This is a genomic window from Hymenobacter profundi, assembly GCF_019334315.1.
GTDB classification, from domain to species: Bacteria; Bacteroidota; Bacteroidia; order Cytophagales; family Hymenobacteraceae; genus Hymenobacter; species Hymenobacter profundi.
The window spans coordinates 65,697-86,819 of record NZ_JAHWGL010000006.1 but is presented as its reverse complement, the minus strand read 5'-3'; the positions used below and the strand labels follow the sequence as shown (position 1 = coordinate 86,819).

Here is a 21,123-nt window from a genome sequence, read left to right as displayed (position 1 = left end):
AAACAAGTGAATGTAGAAGCAAGCGACTAGCCGCCCCAAATGTTTCGAGGGGTAAACGCTTGCTGCTTACTCCAGAAAGTGCGTATCCGTCAGCTCCTCGCTGATTTCCCACAGTCGTCGGGCGTTCTCCGGAGTGTTGAAGGAGTGCTTCACTGCTTTGGTCTGCTTCGAATCGTAGTAGCCGCCGCTGATGTCGGCCACCGATGGATCGGAGGCCAGAAAGATGCTGGTTTGCGCGCCCTGCTCCGGCGAAATCATGAAAGGCCGCGCTACCAGCATGGCCACGGCCATTAGTCCGGTGCTGTCGCCGCCGAAGCTGCTGGCTACGGCGCCGGGGTGCAGTGCATTGGTGGTCACGTTACGGATGCCGTGGCTACGTAGTCGCCGCGCCAGTTCCTGCGTGAACATAATATTGTAGAGCTTGGTATTGCTGTACACGCGCAATGCGCTGAAGTTCTGTTCCGACTGAAAGTCAGCCAGATTAGGCTTGGCAAAGTGGTAGGCCTCCGATGCTACGTTCACAATACGTGCGGCGGAGCTTTCCTGGAGCATGGGCAACAAGAGGCTGGTCAGCAGAAATGGCCCTAAGTGGTTTACTGCCATGCCCATTTCGTAGCCTTGGGCGGAGGTTTCGCGCTCTTTCTTGGGCAATAAGCCTGCATTATTTACTAGCACATCGAGGCGAGGGTAGGTGGCTTTGAACTGGGCGGCGGCTTTGCGCACTTGGTCCAGGTCGGATAGGTCGGCCAACAGAATGCCTACCCGGTCGTGGCCGGCGGCGGCCACAATGTCGCGGCGGGCTTGCTCAGCTTTTTCAGGATTGCGAGCTAGCAGTATTACGTAGGCGCCTTGTTTAGCGAGTTCCTGCGCCGTAATCTGCCCAATACCGGAGGTAGCCCCCGTCACGAGTATGGTTTTGTCTTGTAGAATAGGCATGAGCATTTAAGCTAGGTTAGAATTCTTCATATACGCATCACAGCACGAAATGCTGAGTAATAAATGGAAACCGCTAGCCCTACCAAACCACAAGACCAACCCAAAAAGGTTGGTCTTGTGGTTTAGTAGAGTATTAGATAGCTAGATAAGATGCATCTCCATAGCTGTTTGCTTGGGGTCAGGACCAAAACGATTCGGACCATTATCGCTCTGTGCAAAAAACATCCAAATACTATAAAAGGGAATGATCTGAAAGAAACCGGTATTATCCCGGTCATGGCATCTTTTAGCTCCTTGTGCCAAGCTAAACCAAGCCAAAGGCAAGAAAAGGAAGCCTACTATTGGCATATCGGCTTCACTGACAAAGAAGGAGATAATCAGTAAGCCAACGTAGTAGAGTAACTGACTAACAATATATTCTTTACGGCGGATGCGGCCATTAAAGGAAAAAGCATCTTTGAACATACAGGAAATGATTAGGTTGATTATATAAAATAAGTGCAATTAAGCTAAAGCCCTTAAATCCTGCAACTGCTGATGAAGTACGGTAGAAGGTGGTAAAGAAGTAATCCGGATATTTGCCGTGCTTATGTCCATTATGCTCTCGGTTGTCATCATTACCTTCAACGAGGAAGCCAACATTGCCCGCTGCCTAGAAGCCGTACAAGGCGTGGCCGATGAGGTAGTGGTGGTCGATTCTTACTCCACCGACCGCACGGTAGCTATCTGCGAGGAGTACGGAGCCCGGGTTATACAACACGCGTTTGCCGGCTACGTGGAGCAGAAAAACTACGCTACCGGCCAGGCCCAGTATGACCATGTGCTGCAACTGGATGCCGACGAGGTATTGACCGACGAGCTGCGTCAGAGCCTTCTACAAGTGAAAGCCAGTTGGCCGCCCGTGGCAGGCTTCACCCTCAAGCGCCTCACCAACTACTGCGGCACCTGGGTGCGCCACGGTGGCTGGTACCCCGACCGCAAGCTACGTCTCTACGACCGGCGCCTGGGTAGCTGGCAGGGTTTGTTGCTGCACGAGCAGTTCATCGAAAAACCGTTTCAGTCGGTAGGGGACCTAGCGGGCGACCTGCTGCACTACTCGTACGACTCGGTAGAGCAGCACGTGGCGCAGCTGAACCGTTTCACCAGCATAGCAGCCGAGGAACTGGCCCTACGTGGCAAAACCCGCGTTACGCCCTTTCAGTTGGTGCTGAAGCCTATCTGGAAATTTGTGCACGGCTATGTGCTGCGGTTGGGTTTTCTAGATGGCTTTGCCGGCTTGAGCATCGCCATTATCTCGGCTTGGGGTGTATTCCTAAAATTTGCCAAGCTGCGTACCCGTGCCTCTACCCATGAAAACCTTCCTCATTAGCCGCACCGATGCCATTGGCGATGTAGTGCTCACGCTACCCGTAGCAGGTTGGCTAAAGCAGACGTTTCCAGAGTGCCGAGTGGTACTGATGGGGCGTACCTACACGCAAGCCGTAGCCGATGCCTGCCCTTGGGTGGATGCGTTCCTCAACTTCGACGAGCTATTGACGCTTTCAGTGGCCGAACAAGTACAGCAACTCCGGCAGGTGCAGGCCGATCTGGTAGTACACGTTTTCCCAAATAAGACAATAGCCCGATTGGCCCGGCTAGCTAACATTCCTGTGCGGATAGGCACCCGCAACCGTTGGTTTCATTGGTTAACATGTACGAAGCTGGTGGCTCTGAGCCGCCGTAACTCACCGCTGCATGAGGCCCAACTCAATCTGCACCTGCTAACCTCCCTGGGCTACCTTCCCGATTTGCCGTTGAGCAGGGTAGGGGAGTGGGTACGCTTGCAACCGCAGGTAGTGCTGCCCGAGCCCATACAAAAATCGTTACGCGAACGTCGGCCGGGTCAGCTCAACGTTATCCTACACCCGCGCAGCCGTGGAAGCGCCCGCGAATGGGGATTGCCTCACTTCGGTGAGCTGGCTCGGCTGCTCCACGCAGCGGGGCATCGCGTATGGGTAACGGGCACCGCCGCCGAAGGTGCGGAGCTGGCTGATTGGCTACAAGAACATCAATCCTACCTAGCCGCCGACCTCACAGGCCAGCTTAGCTTGCCGCAGCTTATTGCCTTCATCGCCGCCGCTGATGGACTGGTGGCGGGTAGTACGGGCCCGCTGCACCTAGCCGCCGCCCTAGGTCGCCATGCGCTGGGTCTCTACCCACCCATCCGGCCCATGCACCCCGGCCGCTGGGCTCCCTTGGGCCCCCACGCCGGCTATATGGTCTTCAACCGCCCCGATTGCTCGGACTGCCGCAGCCAGCCTGCTGCCTGCACCTGCATCAAAGCCTTACTACCTATGCAGGCACTAGAGCGGGTAGCAGATTGGCAGCCATTGCCAATAGCTGATAAAGTTTTGTAAGCATTTGCTGCGTTATTTGCGGTCCTATGCGCGTATTGGCAATGCAGCGGTTGAAATACCTCTATCAGCAAGGACTCCTTTCTCAATATGTATTACTGTTGGCATGTTTTGCTGGCGTAGTTGGTTTGCTAACATCCCGTGCACTGGTTGCTATCAGCCCGATAGTGGGCGTTGTGGCAGTTCTAATGAATCCCAACCTGCGGGCAGCCGTGCCGGGCTGGCTACGCAACCAAAGCGCTTGGTGGCTAGCCTTGCTATATGCGTTGTTGCTATTCAGCGGGCTATACACGAGTGCCTGGACCGTTTGGCGCCACGAGTTATATCGCAAACTGCCTTTCTTAGCCATTCCGCTGGCTTTTGCGCTGGCTGTACCCCTTCGCTCGCGGCAACGCTATTGGGTAGGGGTAGCGTTTACAATAGGCGTCACAGCCATTGGGCTGGCTACAGCCGGACGCTACTGGCTTTCTCCCAGCAGCACTAATGAGGAATTACGCGAAGCAACCAACCTGCAATCTGTAACAGGTATTTTTCACATCCATTTTGGAGTGATGCTAGCAATGGCGAGTGTTTTCGGCTTTTTGCTGGGGCAAAATGCTCGCACCTTGGGGGGCCGTTGGCTACTGTGGATAAGTGGTTTTTTAAGTGCCTTGGTTCTGCACGCTTTGGTGTACCGTACTGGTCTACTAGCCTTCTACGTCATGCTATCTTTCAACACCCTGCGTTTGCTGATGAGTCGCCGCTGGTGGAAGATAGGATTGCTATTGCTCGTAACATTAGTGGCTGCGCCACTAGTGGCTTATCATACTGTGCCGTCTGTATCACGTCAAATAGTGAGCAGCCAGTACGATATTGAGCAGTTTGATTGGGGGCAAGACATAAACAACTACTCTTTAGCGAAACGCTTGGCTGCTTGGCACACAGCTATAACGATAGCGCAAGCAAATCCGTGGCTAGGGGTAGGCGCTGCCGATGCCACCGACGAAATGATGGCGCAATACAGTTGGCGCTCTTTCGGTTTGCTTCCCCTCAACCGTGTTATGGTGCATAATCAATATTTACACTTCTTATTGGCTGGGGGCTTGGTGGGCTTGGCGCTATGGCTACTAGTACTATTGGGGCCATTAGCACAACCTGCCCTACGTCGTAATCCGTACGTGTATAACTTCCTGCTAATTCAAGGTGCAGCCATGTTGGTCGATTCTTTGCTGGAAATTCAGATCAGCTTCAATCTCTTCGTGTTCTGCTATGGTTTCTTATTGGTGGCTATAGAGCGCCAGAGTGCAGATTTAACAAAATAATGACCTACACGGGAAGGTTATTCCATCCATTTGTTTTCTGTCTGCGTACTTTTTTTGCATTTTAAGCCGTAATTTTTCAGTCTAATGAGCGATTCTCCCGAACGGGTACCCAAATTGAGCAAAGAAGAGAAAGACCGCCGGTTTCAGGCTGAACTGATGCCGGTAATCGACTCTTTGTACAATTTCGCCTACCGCCTTACGCTTGACGAAGACGATGCCAACGACCTCGTCCAGGAGACCTATTTGAAGGCCTACCGCTTCTTCGAGTACTTCGAGCAGGGAACCAACGCCAAAGCGTGGCTGTTCCGCATCCTGAAAAACTCGTTCATCAACGACTTCCGAAAAAGGAGTAAGCAGCCCGCCAAGGTCGACTACAACGAAATTGAGAGCTATTACAATTCGGAAGACGTAGAGGCCGAGGGCGACGCGGGTAGCACCTCGTCGGACATGCGGCAACAAGCCGTGCGTGACCTCATCGGCGATGAGGTAGCCCGTGCGCTCAACTCGTTGCCCGTGGATTTTCGCACCGTCATTATCCTCTGCGACCTAGAAGGATTCACGTACGAGGAGATGGCGAAAGTACTGGACATTCCTATCGGAACGGTTCGGTCGCGTTTGCACCGCGCCCGAAATTTTTTGAAGGAAAAACTTGAAAAATACGCCAAAACAATGGGCTATGGCAACTCCAACGATGCGGCAGATGAAGACATTGAAGATAACCCCTCAGAATAACCTTTCAGGCACTGTTATGAAACCAACTGCTACGCCCCTAAGCCCCCAGACTGCCGCTACGGATGGCCCCGATTGTGAACGTGTAAACACGATTCTCGACCAAATTATTGTGGGCAACGACCCTAGCTTGGAAGATGAAGAGTACTTCATCAGCCACGCCGAAGATTGCTCGCCCTGCTTCGATAGCATCGATAAGCAACACATCTTCATTGATTTTCTGGCGCAGCATGTAGGCCGCAAAGGTGCTCCTTCTTCGCTACCAGAAGCTATTATGAACCGTTTGCAAGTGAAAATGGCCTAATTTTGCCCGATGCAGGGTAAAATTATTGTCTTTTCAGCGCCTTCCGGAGCCGGTAAAACCACGATTGTTCACCGGCTCATGGATAGGATTCCGGAGCTAAGCTTCTCTATTTCAGCGTGCACCCGTGACCGACGCGGTCGAACCGAAGCCAACGGCAAGGACTACCACTTCATTTCCGTGACGGAGTTTCAGGAGAAAATCCGTCACGATGAATTTGTGGAGTGGGAGGAGGTGTACGAAGGTGCGTTTTATGGCACTCTGAAATCTGAAATAGAGCGAATATGGTCTACCGGCCGCTACGCCATTTTGGATGTGGACGTAAAGGGTGGTCTCAGCATCAAGGAGTTCTATAAGGATCGGGCACTAGCCATTTTTGTGAAACCACCTTCCGTGGAGGCTTTAGAAGCTCGTTTGCGAGGTCGCGCTACCGATTCAGCTGCCAGCATTTCCAGCCGTTTGTATAAGGCTGAATTTGAGTTGACGTTTGAAGACCGGTTCGATGTAACCGTTGTCAACGACAACTTGGATGAGGCTACGGACGAAGCTGAACGACTGGTGCGCAATTTCATCGCTACCACCCCTAACGTGCTGTGAGTGCCGTTGATCCGAAGGTAGGCTTGTTGTTTGGTTCTTTCAACCCTATCCACACCGGGCACCTTATTCTGGCGCATTTCATGGCCACACACACTGACCTCGATGCGGTGTGGCTGATTGTGTCGCCTCAGAGCCCATTTAAGGTAGGGCAGGAGCTGCTGCCAGAACGTGCTCGGTACGAACTGGTAGAAGCAGCCATTGCAGGCAACGACCAGCTAAAAGTTTCAGACGTAGAATTTTCTATGTCTAAGCCGAACTATACCATCGATACGTTGGAGGAGTTGCATCAGCACTATCCCCATCATCGGTTTGTGTTGCTGATGGGGGAAGACAACCTACCCGGCCTACCCCGCTGGAAAGCTGCTGACCGTATCATGGCCGAATATGAAATCTATGTGTATCCACGGCCGGGTATTGAGGCTACCGCAATAGCTAGCCCGGCAAATGTGCGCATCGTAGATGCACCGCTACTGGATATATCGGCCACTTTCGTGCGCGATTGTGTACGTGCGGGTAAATCTATTCGCTACTTAGTACCTGCCGGAGTGGAGAAGCGCATTCAAGAACAGCGCTATTGGCAAGAATAAACTAGCAAAAAATCAAAAAAGTTTTTCAATGAAAAAGCCCCCGCACTATTCGGTGCGGGGGCTTTTTCATTGACGTAAAAGCGTCCTCAGATAGTCATAATTTCTGCTTCCTTCTTGCTAACGAGTTCATCTACTCGCACAATGTAAGAATCAGTAGCCTTTTGCACTTTGGCTTCGGCATCTTTAACAGCATCCTCAGAAGCACCTTCTTTCAGCAGTTTGCGCAACGAGTCGTTTACATCTTTGCGAATACCCCGGATGCGCACTTTGCCGCTTTCCGATTCGGTTTTAACTTGCTTCACTAAGTCGCGACGACGCTCTTGCGTCATGGGCGGAATGTTGAGCCGTACGCCTTCCGCATCGGATTGCGGATTGAGGCCCAGGTCGCTATTCTTAATAGCTTTGGCCACCTCGCTAATCATGTTTTTCTCCCAAGGCTTAATGAAAAGCGTGCGGGCATCCGGCGTCGAAATGTTGGCTACCTGCGCCACGGGGGTAGGTGTGCCATAGTAGTCTACCCGCAGCGAATCGAGCATGGCTGGGCTGGCTTTACCCGCCCGAATGCGGCTTAGTTCCACGCCAGTGTGTTCTAGGGCTTTACCCATCGATTCTTCGGCTTCGCTTAGGTAAAACTGAATTTCTTCGTCCATTGGTTAAAAGTGTTAGGTTAAGAAGTTAAAACAGGCGGCTTGTTGCGTAAGAAAGCTGCAAGGATGGGTTGCCGTCCGTTTTCAACGGAAATGTATGGAGTTACAGAATGGGCTGCAATTCACTATCACCCGGATTCTGTACGGTACTAGGGCCTTTCATGGTTACCAGCGTACCTATTGTATCGCCTTCAATGAGGCGTTGTAGGTTGCCGGTTTTGTTCATGTCGAACACGATAATGGGCAGGTTGTTCTCCTTGCAGAGCGTGAAGGCTGTCATATCCATTACATTAAGGTTTTTGGCCATCACTTCATCGAAGGTGATTTCTGGGTAGCGCACTGCTGTAGGGTCTTTCTCCGGATCGGCCGTATAAATGCCATCTACACGGGTGCCTTTCAAGACTACATCGGCTTCTATCTCAATCGCACGCAACGAGGCCGCCGAGTCCGTGGTGAAGTAGGGCGAACCAATGCCCGCGCCGAAAATCACAACCCGACCTTTTTCCAAGTGCCGCAACGCCCGCCGCCGCAGGTAGGGCTCACACACTTGCTGGATGGTAAGGCCAGAGAGTAGACGCGTACTTACATCCAGTTTCTCCAGCGCACTTTGCAGGGCCATTGAATTGATAACGGTGGCCAACATCCCCATATAGTCGCCTTGCACCCGGTCGAGCCCGAAAGCAGCAGCCTGCACTCCCCGAAAAATGTTGCCTCCACCAATCACCACGGCTACCTGTGTGCCCGTGGCCGCTACGGCTTTTATCTCTTCGGCATACTGCATGAGGCGCACGGCGTCAATACCGTATTGTTGCTCCCCCATCAGGGCCTCGCCACTCAGTTTCAGCAGGATTCGGTTGTACTTCAAAACGAGGAAATATTAAGATTAAAAAACGAGTGGCCGATAGAAGAAATCCATCGGCCACTGCATTAAGAAAATTGAATCAATACTTGTCCCTTCGTGACGTTATCGCGCAGCTTCACCTTAATGGCTGCTATGGTGCCATCGCCGGGAGCTTTCAGAATGTTTTCCATCTTCATAGCTTCCAGCACCAGCAGCGGGTCGCCTTTCTGGACAGATTGTCCCGGAGTTACACGCACGTCTACAATCAGGCCCGGCATGGGTGCCTTCAGCTCATTTATTTTTTGACTGGCAGCAGCGCTCATTCCCAGCTTATCCAATAGCAGATCGAAGCGGTCTTTTGCCTGTATCTCTACTATTTGGCCATTGAGTTGCAAGCGAATTGTCTTGGTAGCATAGTCTGCCTCCAACACTTCCGCAACAAAAGAACTACCCCGATACAAAATGTGGTATCGTTGTTGGCCGAGTGCTACAATGTCCCATGCAAAAGGCTCACCGTTCAGCAGAATGTTGTCGTTGGCACGGAAATCAACTTCCCAATTTTGGGCCGGACCGGTCTGTACCTGTAGCATAAAAGAAGGAAGAAATAGGACGAGCTAAAGGGGCTTAAAGATAGGCCAAATTTGAAATAAATCCAGAAATTGAGGTTTCATTCCCTCGTTGATTAGTTACATGAAGTACCGAGTTCTTGGCTTGCTTAGCGTAGTGCTGCTTCATAGTGGCCTTACTTTGGCCCAGACGGGCAAGGCCGGAAAACCAGATACCGATAAGAACGGCACGCGCCATAAAACGCCGGCCGCCAACGAAGCTCCGGCAGTTACGCCAAAGCAGGATATCGTTATTATTCCTTCGTGGCTTCCACCAGACAATCCGGTGCAACCAGCAGCTACAGTTGTTACCAACGTGCTGGACACCAAGCTAGATGTACGTTTCGACTGGGCAAAGCAGTGGCTGTTAGGCACGGCCACGCTTACGTTGCGGCCGCACTTCTACCCTCAAAACCAAGTAGTACTTGATGCAAAGGGCTTCGAAGTCAAATCGGTGCGTCTATTGGTGAACGGCAAGGAAAAAAACCTCACGTACGCATACGATAAGCAGAAGCTGACGATAACACTGGATCGTAGCTACCCCCGCACGGAGGCTTACCAAGTACGTATCAGCTACGTTGCCAAGCCCAACGAATTACCAGCGAGTGGCAGCGCAGCTATTACCAGCAACAAGGGGTTGTATTTCATCAACCCACTCGGCACCGATAAGAACAAGCCTCGGCAAATCTGGACTCAGGGCGAAACGGAGGCGAATTCAGCTTGGTTTCCTACCATCGACAAGCCCAACCAGCGCATGACTCAGGAAATTGCGCTGACGGTGGAGGATAAGTTTCGCACTATGTCCAATGGTCTGCTGATTTCATCTCGAAAAAACGCAGATGGAACTCGTACAGACGTTTGGAAGCAAGCCCTACCCGCTGCTCCCTACCTTACTATGCTGGCTGTGGGCGAGTTTGCCGTTGTTAGTGATACATGGCGAGGCAAATCCGTCGAGTACTTCGTTGATCCACCTTATAGCACCACGGCGAAGGCTGTCTTTGGTCATACGCCCGAGATGCTGGAGTTTTTTTCAACCAAACTGGGAGTAGAGTTTCCTTGGGAAAAATATGCGCAGGTAGCCGTACACGATTTTGTATCGGGTGCGATGGAAAACACGACTGCTTCCACATTTCAGGATAAGATCACTCAGTTTACGCCGCGCGAACTGCTGGATATCACCTACGAGCCAGAGTCGGTGGTAGCACATGAGCTGTTCCACCAGTGGTTTGGCGATTACGTAACCAGCGAGTCTTGGTCTAACCTGCCACTCAACGAGGCCTTCGCTGACTATTCTGAGTTCCTGTGGGCCGAACACAAATATGGCCCGGCTGAAGCCGCTCTGGTACAACAAAAAGCGCTAATGGCATACTTGGAAGAGTCTCAGACTAAACGCGAGCCTCTCATTCGCTATCACTATGCCGACCGGGAAGATATGTTTGACCGGCATTCCTACAGTAAAGGGGGGCGGGTGCTACACATGCTACGGCAATACGTAGGCGACGAAGCATTCTTCGCCTCGCTCAACCGTTACTTAACCCGCAACAAGCTTTCGTCTGTAGAAATAGCGGAGCTTCGGCTTGCTTTTGAGGAAGTGACGGGCGAAGATTTGATGTGGTTTTTTGACCAATGGTTTCTAAAGCGGGGACACCCTGAGTTGCAGATTACGCATTCTTATGCCGGAAATCAAGTAGCGTTGCGGGTGCGACAGGTACAGGATTCTACCTTCTCGCCCATCTACCAATTGCCAGTTACGGTTACCACATGGGTTAATAACCAACCGGTCAATCATCGTATCACAGTCACCAAAGCGGATCAAACATTCGCCTTGCCAGTCAGTCAACGACCTGCTTTAGTAAAGTTTGATGCTACTGGACAATTGTTGGCTGAAATAGAGGAAGAGCGCTCTACGGAGGAGTTGCTGTATCAATTCTACCATGCGCAAAACTTCCTGCAGAAGTACGAAGCTATTACCCTTCTGCGCGGCAAGACGATGGAGTTGCCCGTAAGTGCCATGCTGCGCAACGCGCTGAGCGACGACTTCTGGGCCGTGCGACAAACAGCCGTAGAGGCATTGCGACGCTATAAAGGCTCAGAAGGGACTGCCATACGGAAAGATCTGCAAAAGGTGGCTGCCAACGACCCTAAAACTCAAGTGCGAGCTGCCGCTATCAACTCTCTTGCTTCCTTCCAAAACGAAGACTACGGCCAATTGTACACTGCTGCTCTCACAGACAGTTCTTATGCAGTAGCAAGCGCGGCGGTTAACGCTTTGGCTAAGGCGCCTACTGTCACTTCATTAAAAGAGATTACTGCGCTACAGGAAACCAAAAATGCTGCGCTTATAGATGCTGTGTCCAACTACTTCGCCCTCAATGGCACTGCTGACCAGTATGAGTGGTTTTTACGGCGAAGCAACGACGTGCGCAATGAAGCGCTATATCAGTTCTTGCAAAACTTTGCTACACTAATGCTACGCATGCCACCAGTAGAGCGCGATAAAGGCATTGCCCGCCTCGAAACAATTGCCCGTTCCTATCCCAATCAATACGCCCGACTTGGAGCATACAAGGGACTAAGCATGCTGGTACCGAGCAGCCCCAATGTAAAACTCACCTTGCAGGACATCCGAAGCCGTGAAAAGGATAAGAACCTAGCTACCATCTATACGATGTTGCAATAATTTTTTCAGATTTTTAGGCCAGGTAAAATGATACAGCATCTAAAACAGAATCAAAGTCTTATCGCTTACATAAAGGGAAGTAAGGGCACGACAGCAAAAAAAATATTAGCTCTTTCTGGAAGTAAGGCTTGACTTACATCAGAAACCCGTTAATTTTGCAACTCCTTTTGAAAGCTACCGCACAACGATAGAACAGAAAGGGTGAAAAAGACAGCTCAGACGGAGCGTTTTTAACTGGGGGTATCGCATAGCGGCAATTGCGGGTGACTGTAACTCACCTCCTTCGGGTTCATAGGTTCGAGTCCTGTTACCCCCACAGTGAAATAATGATTTAGTGCCTGAGTGATTTCACTCAGGCACCATTTCCTTAAATTACTTCTACGCGGGAGTAGCTCAGTTGGTAGAGCGGCAGCCTTCCAAGCTGCAGGTCGCGGGTTCGAACCTCGTCTCCCGCTCTTTACTTTCACACCGTGAAAGTGGAATCAAACGATCAAGCAGGTTGCTGTTGTTTTCTGTAAGGCGTTTAGGTTTCAAACAATATTAGCCGTTTTAGCTCAGTGGTAGAGCACTTCCTTGGTAAGGAAGAGGTCATGGGTTCAAATCCCATAAATGGCTCAGAATGACGAGTACCAACTTACTCAGTAATTGAGTAGTTGGCGCTATGGATAGAGTAAAGCGACGTGCAGTCCCTACTAAACGGAGCTGTGTTTCGCTTTCTTTGAGTATAGCTTCACCGCGTTTTTCCCCACTTTACTACAAAATTCCTCTAATCTCTTTACAATGGCTAAAGAAAATTTTGATCGTTCCAAACCGCACGTGAACATCGGTACGATCGGGCACGTCGACCACGGCAAAACCACCCTGACTGCTGCTATCACGACGGTACTGGCGAACAAAGGTCTGGCCGCTAAGCGTGACTTCTCGTCGATCGACAACGCTCCTGAAGAAAAAGAGCGTGGTATCACGATTAACACTGCCCACGTAGAGTACGCTACCGAAAATCGTCACTACGCACACGTTGACTGCCCTGGTCACGCTGACTACGTGAAGAACATGGTAACAGGTGCTGCCCAGATGGACGGTGCTATCCTCGTGGTAGCTGCCACCGATGGTCCGATGCCCCAAACCCGTGAGCACATCCTGCTGGCTCGCCAGGTAGGTGTTCCTCAGCTGGTAGTATTCATGAACAAAGTAGACATGGTGGATGACCCCGAGCTCCTCGAGCTGGTGGAAATGGAAATCCGTGAACTGCTGTCGTTCTATGACTTCGACGGTGATAACATTCCTGTAATCCAAGGCTCTGCTCTGGGTGGCCTGAACGGCGACGCTAACTGGGTTCCTAAGATCGAGGAACTGATGGCTGCTGTTGACTCGTACATTCCAATCCCAGCTCGTCTGACCGACCTGCCCTTCCTGATGCCCGTAGAGGACGTATTCTCTATTACGGGTCGTGGTACGGTTGCTACTGGTCGTATCGAGCGTGGTATCATCAACTCGGGTGAGCAAGTTGACATCCTCGGCATGGGTGCTGAAGGTCTGAAGTCGACTGTGACTGGTGTTGAGATGTTCCGCAAGATTCTGGACCGTGGCGAAGCCGGTGACAACGTAGGTCTATTGCTCCGTGGTATTGAGAAAGAAGCCATCCGTCGTGGTATGGTTATCTGCAAGCCCGGCTCGGTAACTCCTCACAAAAAGTTTAAGGCTGAGGTATACGTTCTGTCGAAAGAAGAAGGCGGTCGTCACACCCCGTTCTTCAACAACTACCGTCCCCAGTTCTACCTGCGCACCACTGACGTAACGGGTATCATTACCCTACCCGAAGGTGTTGAAATGGTAATGCCTGGCGACAACATCACTATCACGGTTGAACTGATCAACAAGGTAGCGATGGAGAAAGGCCTGCGTTTCGCTATCCGCGAAGGTGGCCGTACGGTAGGTGCCGGTCAGGTGACCGAAATCCTCGACTAATCTCTGAATTAAGACAATCCGCCTCCGATTTTTTCGGGGGCGGATTTGTTTTGTCTATAGATTACTGTACATTTGCACTCCCAATTAAAACGAAAGTTTGCTGGGAAATATTCTACGGGCGTAGTTCAAGGGTAGAATAGAGGTCTCCAAAACCTTTGATGGGAGTTCGAATCTCTCCGCCCGTGCTTTACTTGGTCATTAGACCGCATCTATTTCAGCCAAACCCGGTCCTAACCATGAGCAAGCTGACGAAATATTTTAGCGATACCACGGAGGAAATGCGTTACAAAGTAACGTGGCCAACTTCGTCGGAATTACAGAAGAGCGCTGGTTTAGTGCTGATCGGTTCGCTGGTATTTGCTGCTGTTGTTGGTATCATGGATATCATTTTCAAAACAGGTTTGGAAGCATTTTACAACTCGTTCCGTTAAGCAGTAGAAGAAATGGGAGAGTTGAAATGGTATGTAGTACGCTCAGTTAGCGGGCAAGAAAAGAAAGCCAAAACCTATCTCGAAACAGAGATAGGACGTCATGGCCTTTCTGAGTTAGTGCCCGAAGTACTGATTCCAGCAGAGAAAGTTTACGAAATGCGCAATGGTAAAAAGCGCGTACGTGAGCGTAACTTCTTTCCTGGCTATATCCTGATTCATGCTGATTTGTCGCATGGCGAAGTAGACCACATCATCACAAGCACGCCTGGTGTGATCGGTTTTCTCAGCGAAAACGAGGGTAAGAATACAGCTGGCAAACCAGTACCGCTTCGTATGTCAGAGGTAAACCGTATTCTGGGTATCGTGGACGAGACGGAAGAGCAGACAGCTACGCTGGAAACTCCATTCATCGTAGGGGACTTGGTGAAAATCATAGATACCAATTTCAACGGCTTCTCTGGTACGGTTTCCGAGGTATTCGAAGAGCGGAAGAAGCTCAACGTTATCGTGAAGATATTTGGCCGAAGCACTCCCATGGAGTTGAGCTACACCCAGGTAGAGAAAGAGTCTTAAGACTGTATATACAATACGTCGCTGGTTATTCGCTCCGACCGGCGGGGCTTCCACACAGGAGCACTTTTCAACTGACGTTTCGCGTGTGTTACCACGCAAGGAACGGAAGCCTTTTTAAACCAAATGGCCAAGGAAATTAGAGGTTATCTGAAGCTTCAGATAAAGGGAGGCGCTGCAAACCCTGCACCGCCGGTAGGACCTGCACTTGGTAGCAAAGGCCTTAACATCATGGAGTTCTGCAAGCAGTTCAATGCGCGGACCCAGGATAAGGCTGGCCAAGTTTGTCCGGTACTGATTACCATGTACACCGATAAGTCGTTCGACTTCGTGGTGAAAACACCACCGGTGCCCGTACTGCTGATGGACGCTGCAAAGCTCCAGAGCGGTTCGAAAGAGCCCAACCGCAACAAGGTAGGCTCGGTATCGTGGGACCAGGTTCGCACCATTGCCGAAACTAAAATGCCTGACCTAAATGCTTTCGAAGTGGAAGCAGCTATGCGCCAGGTAGCCGGCACGGCTCGCAGCATGGGTATCACCATCAAAGGGGATTCTCCTTTCGCTAACTAATTAAACGAAGCAGAATCAACATGGCACAAGTTAGCAAAAAGCGCAAGGAAGCCCTTGCTAAGCACGACCTGACGCAGGTTCGTAATCTAGTAGAAGCTGCTAAAGTGGTAAAGGATATCACCTATACCAAATTCGACGCTTCTGTTGATATCGATGTTCGTCTGGGCGTTGACCCCCGTAAAGCCGACCAAATGGTGCGTGGCGTAGCTACGTTGCCCCACGGTACTGGTAAAACTGTTCGTGTACTGGCCCTAGTAACTCCCGATAAGGAAGCTGAAGCTACGGCTGCTGGTGCTGATTTCGTTGGTCTTGACGATTACATCTCGAAAATCGAGAAAGGTTGGACGGATATCGATGTTATCATCACTATGCCTGCTGTAATGGCTAAGGTTGGTCGTCTAGGCCGGGTATTGGGTCCTCGTGGTCTGATGCCAAACCCTAAGTCGGGTACGGTAACGACTGATGTAGCGAAAGCAGTACAAGAAGTGAAAGCTGGTAAAATCGACTTTAAAGTTGACAAAACCGGTATCATTCACTGCTCAGTAGGTAAAGTGTCTTTTGATGACCAAAAGCTAGCTGAAAATGCTATCGAGGTTATTCAAACGCTGCAGCGCCTGAAGCCCTCTTCGGCTAAAGGAACTTACATCAAGAGCATCACGCTGTCGAGCACGATGAGCCCAGCCGTTCCGGTTGATACTTCGGTTACTTCCGCTTAAACTACAATCAAAACGATATGACCCGGGAAGAAAAACAAGCCCTCGTCGACGAGTTGAGCGAGAAGTTTCAATCGCACAACGCGTTCTACATTGCCGATGCTTCGGGAATGTCGGTGGCAAAAATCAACGAGTTCCGTCGCCTGTGCTTCACGCGCGGTCTGGAATATAAGGTCTATAAGAATACGTTCATCCGCAAAGCCCTCGATACTCTCGGCGGTGACACTGCAGAAATGGACGTAGCTCTGAAAGGCCAGTCGGGCGTACTGTTCTCGAAAGAGGCTGGTAATGCTCCTGGCAAATTGCTAAAGGATTTCTACAAGGCGCAGAACTACGGCAAGAACGTAGAGCCAAAGCCCGCATTTAAAGGTGCTTACATTGATGCAAGCATCTACATCGGCGCTAATCAACTGGATACGCTCTCGACGCTGAAAGGCAAAAATGAGCTTATCGGTGAGGTTATTGGCCTTCTGCAGTCGCCTGCCAAAAACGTTATTTCTGCTCTGTCGAGCGGTGGCAACATTCTGGCTGGTCTCCTCAAAACGCTTTCCGAAAAAGAAGAGGTTGCAGGCTAACCGCTGCTCATCTTTTTCACTTTCAATTTATAATTCAACAACTCTTTTTTAACAATCTACAGAAATGGCAGATTTGAAAGCATTCGCTGAGCAGCTCGTTAGCCTGACGGTGAAAGAAGTAAACGAACTGGCTACTATCCTGAAAGACGAGTACGGCATCGAGCCGGCTGCTGCTGCTCCTGTAGCTGCTGCTGGTGGTGGCGCTGCTGCTGCTGAGGCTCCTGAAGAGAAAACGTCGTTCGACGTAATTCTGAAGGCTGCTGGTGGTCAGAAACTGGCTGTTGTGAAGCTGGTGAAAGACCTGACTGGTCTGGGCTTGAAAGAAGCCAAAGAACTGGTTGACGGTGCTCCCAAGCCTCTGAAAGAAGGCGTGGCTAAAGACGAAGCCGATTCGCTGAAGAAGCAACTGGAAGAAGCTGGCGCTGAAGTAGAAGTTAAGTAATTCTGCTGCCTAGCATCTTACCTCACAAATAAGGATAGGCCTGGCAACTAAGCCAGGTCTTTTCCTGTTTGTAGGTAATAAACTTTACGAAAGTCCTTTTACGCGCCGCTTTGCGGCTTTTCGTGGCTAAACGCATAGGGCTGTAGTTGAGTTATCAAGTGCCCTCTCAGTGTCCATTTTATAAACCCCTACCCATTGGCTACACCGAAAGAAACGGCTTTGCAGAAAGCCTACGAGCGGATCAACTTCGCCAAGATTAAAAAGGTTATTGAGTATCCGGATTTCCTGGACGTGCAGTTGCAGTCGTTCCAGGATTTCTTCCAGTTGGAGACGGCCGCCGAGAACCGCACCGATGAAGGGTTGTTCAAGGTGTTCGCGGAGAACTTCCCTATTTCGGACTCGCGCGAGAATTTCGTTCTGGAGTTTATTGATTATCACATTGACCCTCCGAAGTATTCGGTGGATGAATGTATTGACCGTGGCCTGACTTATTCAGTGCCATTGAAAGCAAAATTGCGCCTTATCTGTAACGATACGGACAACGAAGATTTTGAGACAATTGAGCAGGAAGTGTTTTTGGGAAACATCCCATACATGACCGAAAAAGGCTCTTTTGTCATTAACGGAGCAGAACGTGTAATTGTATCTCAGTTGCACCGTTCGCCGGGTGTATTCTTCGCGCAAAGCAAGCATACCAACGGTACGAAACTATATTCTGCTCGTATCATTCCGTTCAAAGGTTCGTGGATTGAATTTGCCACGGACGTGAACAACGTGATGTATGCATATATTGACCGGAAGAAGAAATTCCCGGTTACTACCCTGTTACGTGCTATCGGCTATGGTACGGACAAAGACATTCTGGATCTATTCGGATTGTCGGAGGAGGTGAAGGCTGATAAGAAGATTCTGAAGAAGGCTGTAGGTCGTAAGCTGGCCGCTCGGGTGCTCCGCACTTGGACAGAAGACTTCGTAGATGAAGATACCGGTGAGGTAGTGTCTATCGACCGGAACGAGGTATTGCTGGAGCGTGACTCGACTATTGAAGACGAGGACATCGACACAATCATCAACTCGGGTACGAAGTCGGTTATTCTGCACCGCGAGAACGTGAATATTGCGGACTACGCAATTATTTATAATACGCTGCAAAAGGATAACTCCAACTCGGAGAAAGAAGCCGTAGAGCAAATCTATCGTCAGCTCCGTAACACGGAGGCACCTGATGAAGAGACGGCTCGCGACATCATCCAAAAACTGTTCTTCTCGGATAAGCGCTACGACCTTGGCGATGTAGGCCGCTACCGTATCAATAAGAAGCTGGGTATCGATACCAACTGGGAAGCTCGTGTGCTGACCAACGAGGATATCGTACTTATCGTGAAATACCTGATCGGGTTGATCAACTCGAAGGCCATTGTCGATGACATTGACCACTTGAGCAACCGCCGGGTACGCACAGTAGGGGAGCAGCTCTATGCCCAATTTGGGGTAGGCCTTGCTCGTATGGCGCGTACCATCAAGGAGCGCATGAATGTGCGTGATAACGAAGACTTCAAGCCGGTCGATCTAATCAACGCCCGGACTTTGTCGTCAGTTATCAACTCGTTCTTTGGTACCAACCAGCTGTCGCAGTTTATGGACCAGACCAACCCATTGGCTGAGGTGACGCACAAGCGTCGCGTATCGGCACTGGGGCCGGGAGGTCTGTCGCGGGAGCGTGCTGGTTTCGAAGTACGTGACGTACACTACACACACTACGGTCGTTTGTGCACGATTGAGACGCCGGAAGGTCCGAACATCGGTCTGATTTCGTCGCTATGTGTGCACGCTCGCGTAAACTCGATGGGCTTCATTGAGACGCCCTACCGTACGGTAGAAAGCGGTAAGGTCGACATGACTGAGAACGTGAAGTACTTGACGGCTGAGGAAGAAGATACCCACCACATCGCGCAGGCAAACGCCCGTTTGGATGATTCGGGTAACTTCGTAAACGAGCTGGTGAAAGGCCGTTTCGAGGGTGACTTCCCGGTAGTAGGTCCTGACGAGTATAGCTACATGGACGTAGCACCGAACCAGATTGTATCGGTAGCTGCTTCGCTGATTCCTTTCCTCGAACACGACGATGCTAACCGTGCCCTGATGGGTTCGAACATGCAACGTCAGGCTGTACCGTTGCTGAAAGCGACTGCACCTATCGTTGGTACAGGCCTGGAAGGCCGTGTGGCAATCGATTCGCGGACGTTGGTAGTAGCTGAAGGTAACGGGGTAATCGATTATGTAGATGCCAACAAGATCATTGTGAAATATGATCTGACGGCTGATGACATCCTCGTGAGCTTTGATGCGGAGCGTATCACCTACGATCTGATCAAGTTCCGTCGCACGAACCAAGATACTTGCATTAACCTTTCACCTATTGTGAAGCGCGGTCAGCGCGTGAGCAAAGGAGAGCCGCTGTGTGAAGGCTACGGCACTAACAACGGCGAGTTAGCACTTGGACGCAACATGCAGGTGGCCTTTATGCCATGGCAGGGTTACAACTTCGAGGATGCTATTGTCATCTCGGAGCGTGTAGTGCGCGACGATATCTTCACCTCGATTCACATTGAGGAGTTTGAATTGGAGGTGCGTGAGACTAAGCGCGGCGAAGAAGAACTGACGTCGGAGATTCCAAACGTAAGTGAAGAAGCTGTACGTAACCTCGACGACAACGGTATCATCCGTCTGGGGGCTGAGGTTCGTGAAGGCGACATTCTCATCGGTAAGATTACGCCGAAGGGTGAAACGGATCCGACGCCAGAGGAAAAGCTGCTCCGCGCCATCTTTGGTGACAAAGCCGGCGATGTGAAAGATGCCTCGCTTAAGGCGCCGCCATCCTTGAACGGGGTAGTAATTGGCACGAAGCTGTTCTCGCGTCCGAAGAAAGATAAGAACCTACGTGCCAAGTCGAAGAAGGAAGTGGAAGAGTTGAAGGACTCTTACGCTAAAGAGCTTCGTGGTGTAAAAGCTGTGATGATCGACAAGCTGGTGCAATTGCTCGACGGCAAAACGTCGCAAGGCGTGAAGCACAAGTTTGGCGATGAAATCCTGACAAAGGGTGCCAAGTTTGGCAAGAAGAACATCACTGATGCTCTCTTTCCAGACAAAAACCCTTATAAGGATGAGAGCAATTACGCTGTGCCGGAAGAGGTAAACATGTTCAAAGATCTCATCTTGGAAGGCTGGACAGCCGACGAGAAGGTAAACAGCATGTTGGCTGAGCTAGTGAAAAACTATGCGAAGCGCCGCAACACTATCACAGCCCGCTTCAAGCGCGACCGGTTCACGCTGGAGGTAGGCGACGAGTTGCCTGCTGGTATCGTGCAGTTGGCCAAGGTATACATCGCCAAAAAGCGTAAGCTGAAGGTAGGGGATAAGATGGCCGGTCGTCACGGTAACAAGGGTGTAGTAGCCCGTATCGTGCGCGACGAGGACATGCCTTTCCTACCTGATGGCACGCCGATGGACATTGTGCTGAACCCACTAGGTGTACCAAGCCGCATGAACATCGGTCAGATCTACGAGACCGTTCTTGGCTGGGCCGGGTTGAAAATGGGTCGCACTTATGCTACCCCAATTTTCGACGGTGCTACCGAAGATGAAGTAGCGAAAGAACTGACCGAAGCTGGCCTGCCTGATTGGGGTCGTGCTTATCTCCACGATGGCTTATCGGGTGACCGGTTTGACCAGCCTGTAACGGTCGGTGTGATCTACATGCTGAAGCTGGGTCACTTGGTTGACGATAAGATGCACGCTCGTTCTATCGGGCCGTACTCCCTCATCACGCAGCAGCCGCTGGGTGGTAAGGCGCAGTTTGGTGGTCAGCGCTTCGGTGAGATGGAAGTGTGGGCGTTGGAGGCCTTCGGTGCATCCAATGTGCTACAGGAAATCCTCACAGTGAAGTCGGATGACGTGATTGGCCGTGCCAAGGCGTACGAAGCAATTGTAAAAGGCGACGTACTGCCCAAGCCGAATATCCCCGAGTCCTTCAACGTACTCATTCATGAGTTGCGCGGTCTGGCTTTGGAAATCACGCTTGATTAAAGTTTGAAAGCGGTGGCTGCTGATATTTCGGTATCGGCAGCCACTTTTCAAGTCAGTTAGAATACCCGCGGTTCGGGAAACCGATAACAGCCGCTGCCGGCGTTGTTCCGAGATATGGTCAGAACAGCATTCATCCTCGGTGGTAGTTGGC

General features: G+C 50.9%; 21 protein-coding genes and 4 tRNA genes. 20 read left to right on the top strand and 5 right to left on the bottom strand.

What is annotated here, in order from left to right:
• Positions 1 to 66: 66 nt before the first annotated feature.
• Entirely contained in the window at positions 67 to 936 is an 870-nt protein-coding gene (locus KYK14_RS03280; RefSeq protein ID WP_219156816.1) for an SDR family oxidoreductase, read from the bottom strand.
• 141 nt (positions 937 to 1,077) lie between these two features.
• Positions 1,078 to 1,401 carry a DUF805 domain-containing protein gene (locus tag KYK14_RS03275; RefSeq protein WP_219156815.1) on the bottom strand — a complete coding sequence of 108 codons (324 nt, stop codon included), beginning with the start codon at positions 1,399 to 1,401 and terminating at the stop codon, positions 1,078 to 1,080.
• A gap of 124 nt (positions 1,402 to 1,525) precedes the next feature.
• On the opposite strand from KYK14_RS03275, the gene KYK14_RS03270 reads away from it, so the two are divergent.
• The 7 genes from KYK14_RS03270 to nadD all read left to right on the top strand — a co-directional run bounded on the left by KYK14_RS03270 (position 1,526) and on the right by nadD (position 6,844).
• The gene (locus tag KYK14_RS03270; RefSeq protein ID WP_219156814.1) at positions 1,526 to 2,305 is read left to right on the top strand and encodes a glycosyltransferase family 2 protein; all 780 of its coding nucleotides are present in this window, start codon (positions 1,526 to 1,528) and stop codon (positions 2,303 to 2,305) included.
• Positions 2,286 to 3,332, top strand: a complete 1,047-nt coding sequence (locus KYK14_RS03265; RefSeq protein WP_219156813.1) for a glycosyltransferase family 9 protein — start codon at positions 2,286 to 2,288, stop codon at positions 3,330 to 3,332. The genes KYK14_RS03270 and KYK14_RS03265 overlap by 20 nt, the downstream gene beginning before the upstream one ends.
• A gap of 26 nt (positions 3,333 to 3,358) precedes the next feature.
• Entirely contained in the window at positions 3,359 to 4,630 is a 1,272-nt protein-coding gene (locus KYK14_RS03260) for an O-antigen ligase family protein (RefSeq protein ID WP_185281384.1), read from the top strand.
• 84 nt (positions 4,631 to 4,714) lie between these two features.
• Entirely contained in the window at positions 4,715 to 5,362 is a 648-nt protein-coding gene (locus tag KYK14_RS03255) for a sigma-70 family RNA polymerase sigma factor (protein WP_185281383.1), read from the top strand.
• A gap of 16 nt (positions 5,363 to 5,378) precedes the next feature.
• Positions 5,379 to 5,663 (top strand): hypothetical protein, encoded by a 285-nt coding sequence (locus tag KYK14_RS03250; RefSeq protein ID WP_185281382.1) that lies wholly within the window; start codon positions 5,379 to 5,381, stop codon positions 5,661 to 5,663.
• Positions 5,664 to 5,672: 9 nt separating this feature from the next.
• Positions 5,673 to 6,257, top strand: coding sequence for a guanylate kinase (gene gmk, locus KYK14_RS03245; protein ID WP_219156812.1), 585 nt, complete (start codon positions 5,673 to 5,675; stop codon positions 6,255 to 6,257).
• Positions 6,254 to 6,844 (top strand): nicotinate (nicotinamide) nucleotide adenylyltransferase, encoded by a 591-nt coding sequence (gene nadD / locus KYK14_RS03240; RefSeq protein ID WP_219156811.1) that lies wholly within the window; start codon positions 6,254 to 6,256, stop codon positions 6,842 to 6,844. Before gmk ends, nadD begins: the two co-directional genes overlap by 4 nt.
• An 86-nt stretch (positions 6,845 to 6,930) precedes the next feature.
• Here the strand turns inward: nadD and frr are convergent, their stop codons facing one another.
• The 3 genes from frr to KYK14_RS03225 form a co-directional block, all read right to left on the bottom strand.
• Positions 6,931 to 7,494 carry a ribosome recycling factor gene (gene frr / locus KYK14_RS03235; RefSeq protein ID WP_219156810.1) on the bottom strand — a complete coding sequence of 188 codons (564 nt, stop codon included), beginning with the start codon at positions 7,492 to 7,494 and terminating at the stop codon, positions 6,931 to 6,933.
• Positions 7,495 to 7,594: 100 nt separating this feature from the next.
• Positions 7,595 to 8,356 carry a UMP kinase gene (pyrH, locus tag KYK14_RS03230; RefSeq protein WP_185281378.1) on the bottom strand — a complete coding sequence of 254 codons (762 nt, stop codon included), beginning with the start codon at positions 8,354 to 8,356 and terminating at the stop codon, positions 7,595 to 7,597.
• Positions 8,357 to 8,418: 62 nt separating this feature from the next.
• Positions 8,419 to 8,922, bottom strand: coding sequence for an acyl-CoA carboxylase biotin carboxyl carrier protein subunit (locus KYK14_RS03225; RefSeq protein WP_185281377.1), 504 nt, complete (start codon positions 8,920 to 8,922; stop codon positions 8,419 to 8,421).
• A gap of 100 nt (positions 8,923 to 9,022) precedes the next feature.
• On the opposite strand from KYK14_RS03225, the gene KYK14_RS03220 reads away from it, so the two are divergent.
• The 13 genes from KYK14_RS03220 (at position 9,023) to rpoB (ending at position 20,972) form a co-directional block, all read left to right on the top strand.
• Positions 9,023 to 11,617 carry a M1 family metallopeptidase gene (locus KYK14_RS03220; RefSeq protein ID WP_219156809.1) on the top strand — a complete coding sequence of 865 codons (2,595 nt, stop codon included), beginning with the start codon at positions 9,023 to 9,025 and terminating at the stop codon, positions 11,615 to 11,617.
• 236 nt (positions 11,618 to 11,853) lie between these two features.
• A tRNA-Tyr gene (locus KYK14_RS03215) sits at positions 11,854 to 11,933 on the top strand.
• A gap of 66 nt (positions 11,934 to 11,999) precedes the next feature.
• Positions 12,000 to 12,072 (top strand) — tRNA-Gly (locus tag KYK14_RS03210).
• 88 nt (positions 12,073 to 12,160) lie between these two features.
• Positions 12,161 to 12,232: transfer RNA gene (locus KYK14_RS03205), tRNA-Thr, on the top strand.
• A 165-nt stretch (positions 12,233 to 12,397) separates the two neighbouring features.
• Positions 12,398 to 13,585, top strand: a complete 1,188-nt coding sequence (tuf, locus tag KYK14_RS03200; protein ID WP_149069446.1) for an elongation factor Tu — start codon at positions 12,398 to 12,400, stop codon at positions 13,583 to 13,585.
• Positions 13,586 to 13,699: 114 nt separating this feature from the next.
• Positions 13,700 to 13,770: transfer RNA gene (locus tag KYK14_RS03195), tRNA-Trp, on the top strand.
• Positions 13,771 to 13,821: 51 nt separating this feature from the next.
• Complete coding sequence (secE, locus tag KYK14_RS03190; RefSeq protein WP_185281376.1) at positions 13,822 to 14,016, top strand: preprotein translocase subunit SecE; 195 nt, start codon at positions 13,822 to 13,824, stop codon at positions 14,014 to 14,016.
• A 12-nt stretch (positions 14,017 to 14,028) separates the two neighbouring features.
• Positions 14,029 to 14,589, top strand: coding sequence for a transcription termination/antitermination protein NusG (nusG, locus tag KYK14_RS03185; protein WP_187320316.1), 561 nt, complete (start codon positions 14,029 to 14,031; stop codon positions 14,587 to 14,589).
• A 123-nt stretch (positions 14,590 to 14,712) separates the two neighbouring features.
• On the top strand, positions 14,713 to 15,156 hold the full coding sequence (gene rplK, locus KYK14_RS03180; RefSeq protein WP_185281374.1) for a 50S ribosomal protein L11: 444 nt from the start codon (positions 14,713 to 14,715) through the stop codon (positions 15,154 to 15,156).
• Between the two features lie 20 nt (positions 15,157 to 15,176).
• Positions 15,177 to 15,872: a 50S ribosomal protein L1 gene (rplA, locus tag KYK14_RS03175; protein WP_185281373.1), complete on the top strand. Its 696-nt coding sequence runs from the start codon at positions 15,177 to 15,179 to the stop codon at positions 15,870 to 15,872.
• A 17-nt stretch (positions 15,873 to 15,889) separates the two neighbouring features.
• The gene (rplJ, locus tag KYK14_RS03170) at positions 15,890 to 16,444 is read left to right on the top strand and encodes a 50S ribosomal protein L10 (protein WP_185281372.1); all 555 of its coding nucleotides are present in this window, start codon (positions 15,890 to 15,892) and stop codon (positions 16,442 to 16,444) included.
• A 64-nt stretch (positions 16,445 to 16,508) separates the two neighbouring features.
• Entirely contained in the window at positions 16,509 to 16,886 is a 378-nt protein-coding gene (rplL, locus tag KYK14_RS03165; protein ID WP_185281371.1) for a 50S ribosomal protein L7/L12, read from the top strand.
• 219 nt (positions 16,887 to 17,105) lie between these two features.
• Positions 17,106 to 20,972 carry a DNA-directed RNA polymerase subunit beta gene (gene rpoB, locus KYK14_RS03160; protein ID WP_219156824.1) on the top strand — a complete coding sequence of 1,289 codons (3,867 nt, stop codon included), beginning with the start codon at positions 17,106 to 17,108 and terminating at the stop codon, positions 20,970 to 20,972.
• Positions 20,973 to 21,123: the final 151 nt, after the last annotated feature.

What these genes read in the sequence shown, in the direction of transcription:
- KYK14_RS03280 (WP_219156816.1), bottom strand. Translation starts at nt 936, where the DNA reads ATGCCTATTCTACAAGACAAAACCATACTCGTGACGGGGGCTACCTCC.
- KYK14_RS03275 (WP_219156815.1), bottom strand. Translation starts at nt 1,401, where the DNA reads ATGTTCAAAGATGCTTTTTCCTTTAATGGCCGCATCCGCCGTAAAGAA.
- KYK14_RS03270 (WP_219156814.1), top strand. Translation starts at nt 1,526, where the DNA reads ATGTCCATTATGCTCTCGGTTGTCATCATTACCTTCAACGAGGAAGCC.
- KYK14_RS03265 (WP_219156813.1), top strand. Translation starts at nt 2,286, where the DNA reads ATGAAAACCTTCCTCATTAGCCGCACCGATGCCATTGGCGATGTAGTG.
- KYK14_RS03260 (WP_185281384.1), top strand. Translation starts at nt 3,359, where the DNA reads ATGCGCGTATTGGCAATGCAGCGGTTGAAATACCTCTATCAGCAAGGA.
- KYK14_RS03255 (WP_185281383.1), top strand. Translation starts at nt 4,715, where the DNA reads ATGAGCGATTCTCCCGAACGGGTACCCAAATTGAGCAAAGAAGAGAAA.
- KYK14_RS03250 (WP_185281382.1), top strand. Translation starts at nt 5,379, where the DNA reads ATGAAACCAACTGCTACGCCCCTAAGCCCCCAGACTGCCGCTACGGAT.
- gmk (WP_219156812.1), top strand. Translation starts at nt 5,673, where the DNA reads ATGCAGGGTAAAATTATTGTCTTTTCAGCGCCTTCCGGAGCCGGTAAA.
- frr (WP_219156810.1), bottom strand. Translation starts at nt 7,494, where the DNA reads ATGGACGAAGAAATTCAGTTTTACCTAAGCGAAGCCGAAGAATCGATG.
- KYK14_RS03225 (WP_185281377.1), bottom strand. Translation starts at nt 8,922, where the DNA reads ATGCTACAGGTACAGACCGGTCCGGCCCAAAATTGGGAAGTTGATTTC.
- KYK14_RS03220 (WP_219156809.1), top strand. Translation starts at nt 9,023, where the DNA reads ATGAAGTACCGAGTTCTTGGCTTGCTTAGCGTAGTGCTGCTTCATAGT.
- tuf (WP_149069446.1), top strand. Translation starts at nt 12,398, where the DNA reads ATGGCTAAAGAAAATTTTGATCGTTCCAAACCGCACGTGAACATCGGT.
- secE (WP_185281376.1), top strand. Translation starts at nt 13,822, where the DNA reads ATGAGCAAGCTGACGAAATATTTTAGCGATACCACGGAGGAAATGCGT.
- nusG (WP_187320316.1), top strand. Translation starts at nt 14,029, where the DNA reads ATGGGAGAGTTGAAATGGTATGTAGTACGCTCAGTTAGCGGGCAAGAA.
- rplK (WP_185281374.1), top strand. Translation starts at nt 14,713, where the DNA reads ATGGCCAAGGAAATTAGAGGTTATCTGAAGCTTCAGATAAAGGGAGGC.
- rplA (WP_185281373.1), top strand. Translation starts at nt 15,177, where the DNA reads ATGGCACAAGTTAGCAAAAAGCGCAAGGAAGCCCTTGCTAAGCACGAC.
- rplJ (WP_185281372.1), top strand. Translation starts at nt 15,890, where the DNA reads ATGACCCGGGAAGAAAAACAAGCCCTCGTCGACGAGTTGAGCGAGAAG.
- rplL (WP_185281371.1), top strand. Translation starts at nt 16,509, where the DNA reads ATGGCAGATTTGAAAGCATTCGCTGAGCAGCTCGTTAGCCTGACGGTG.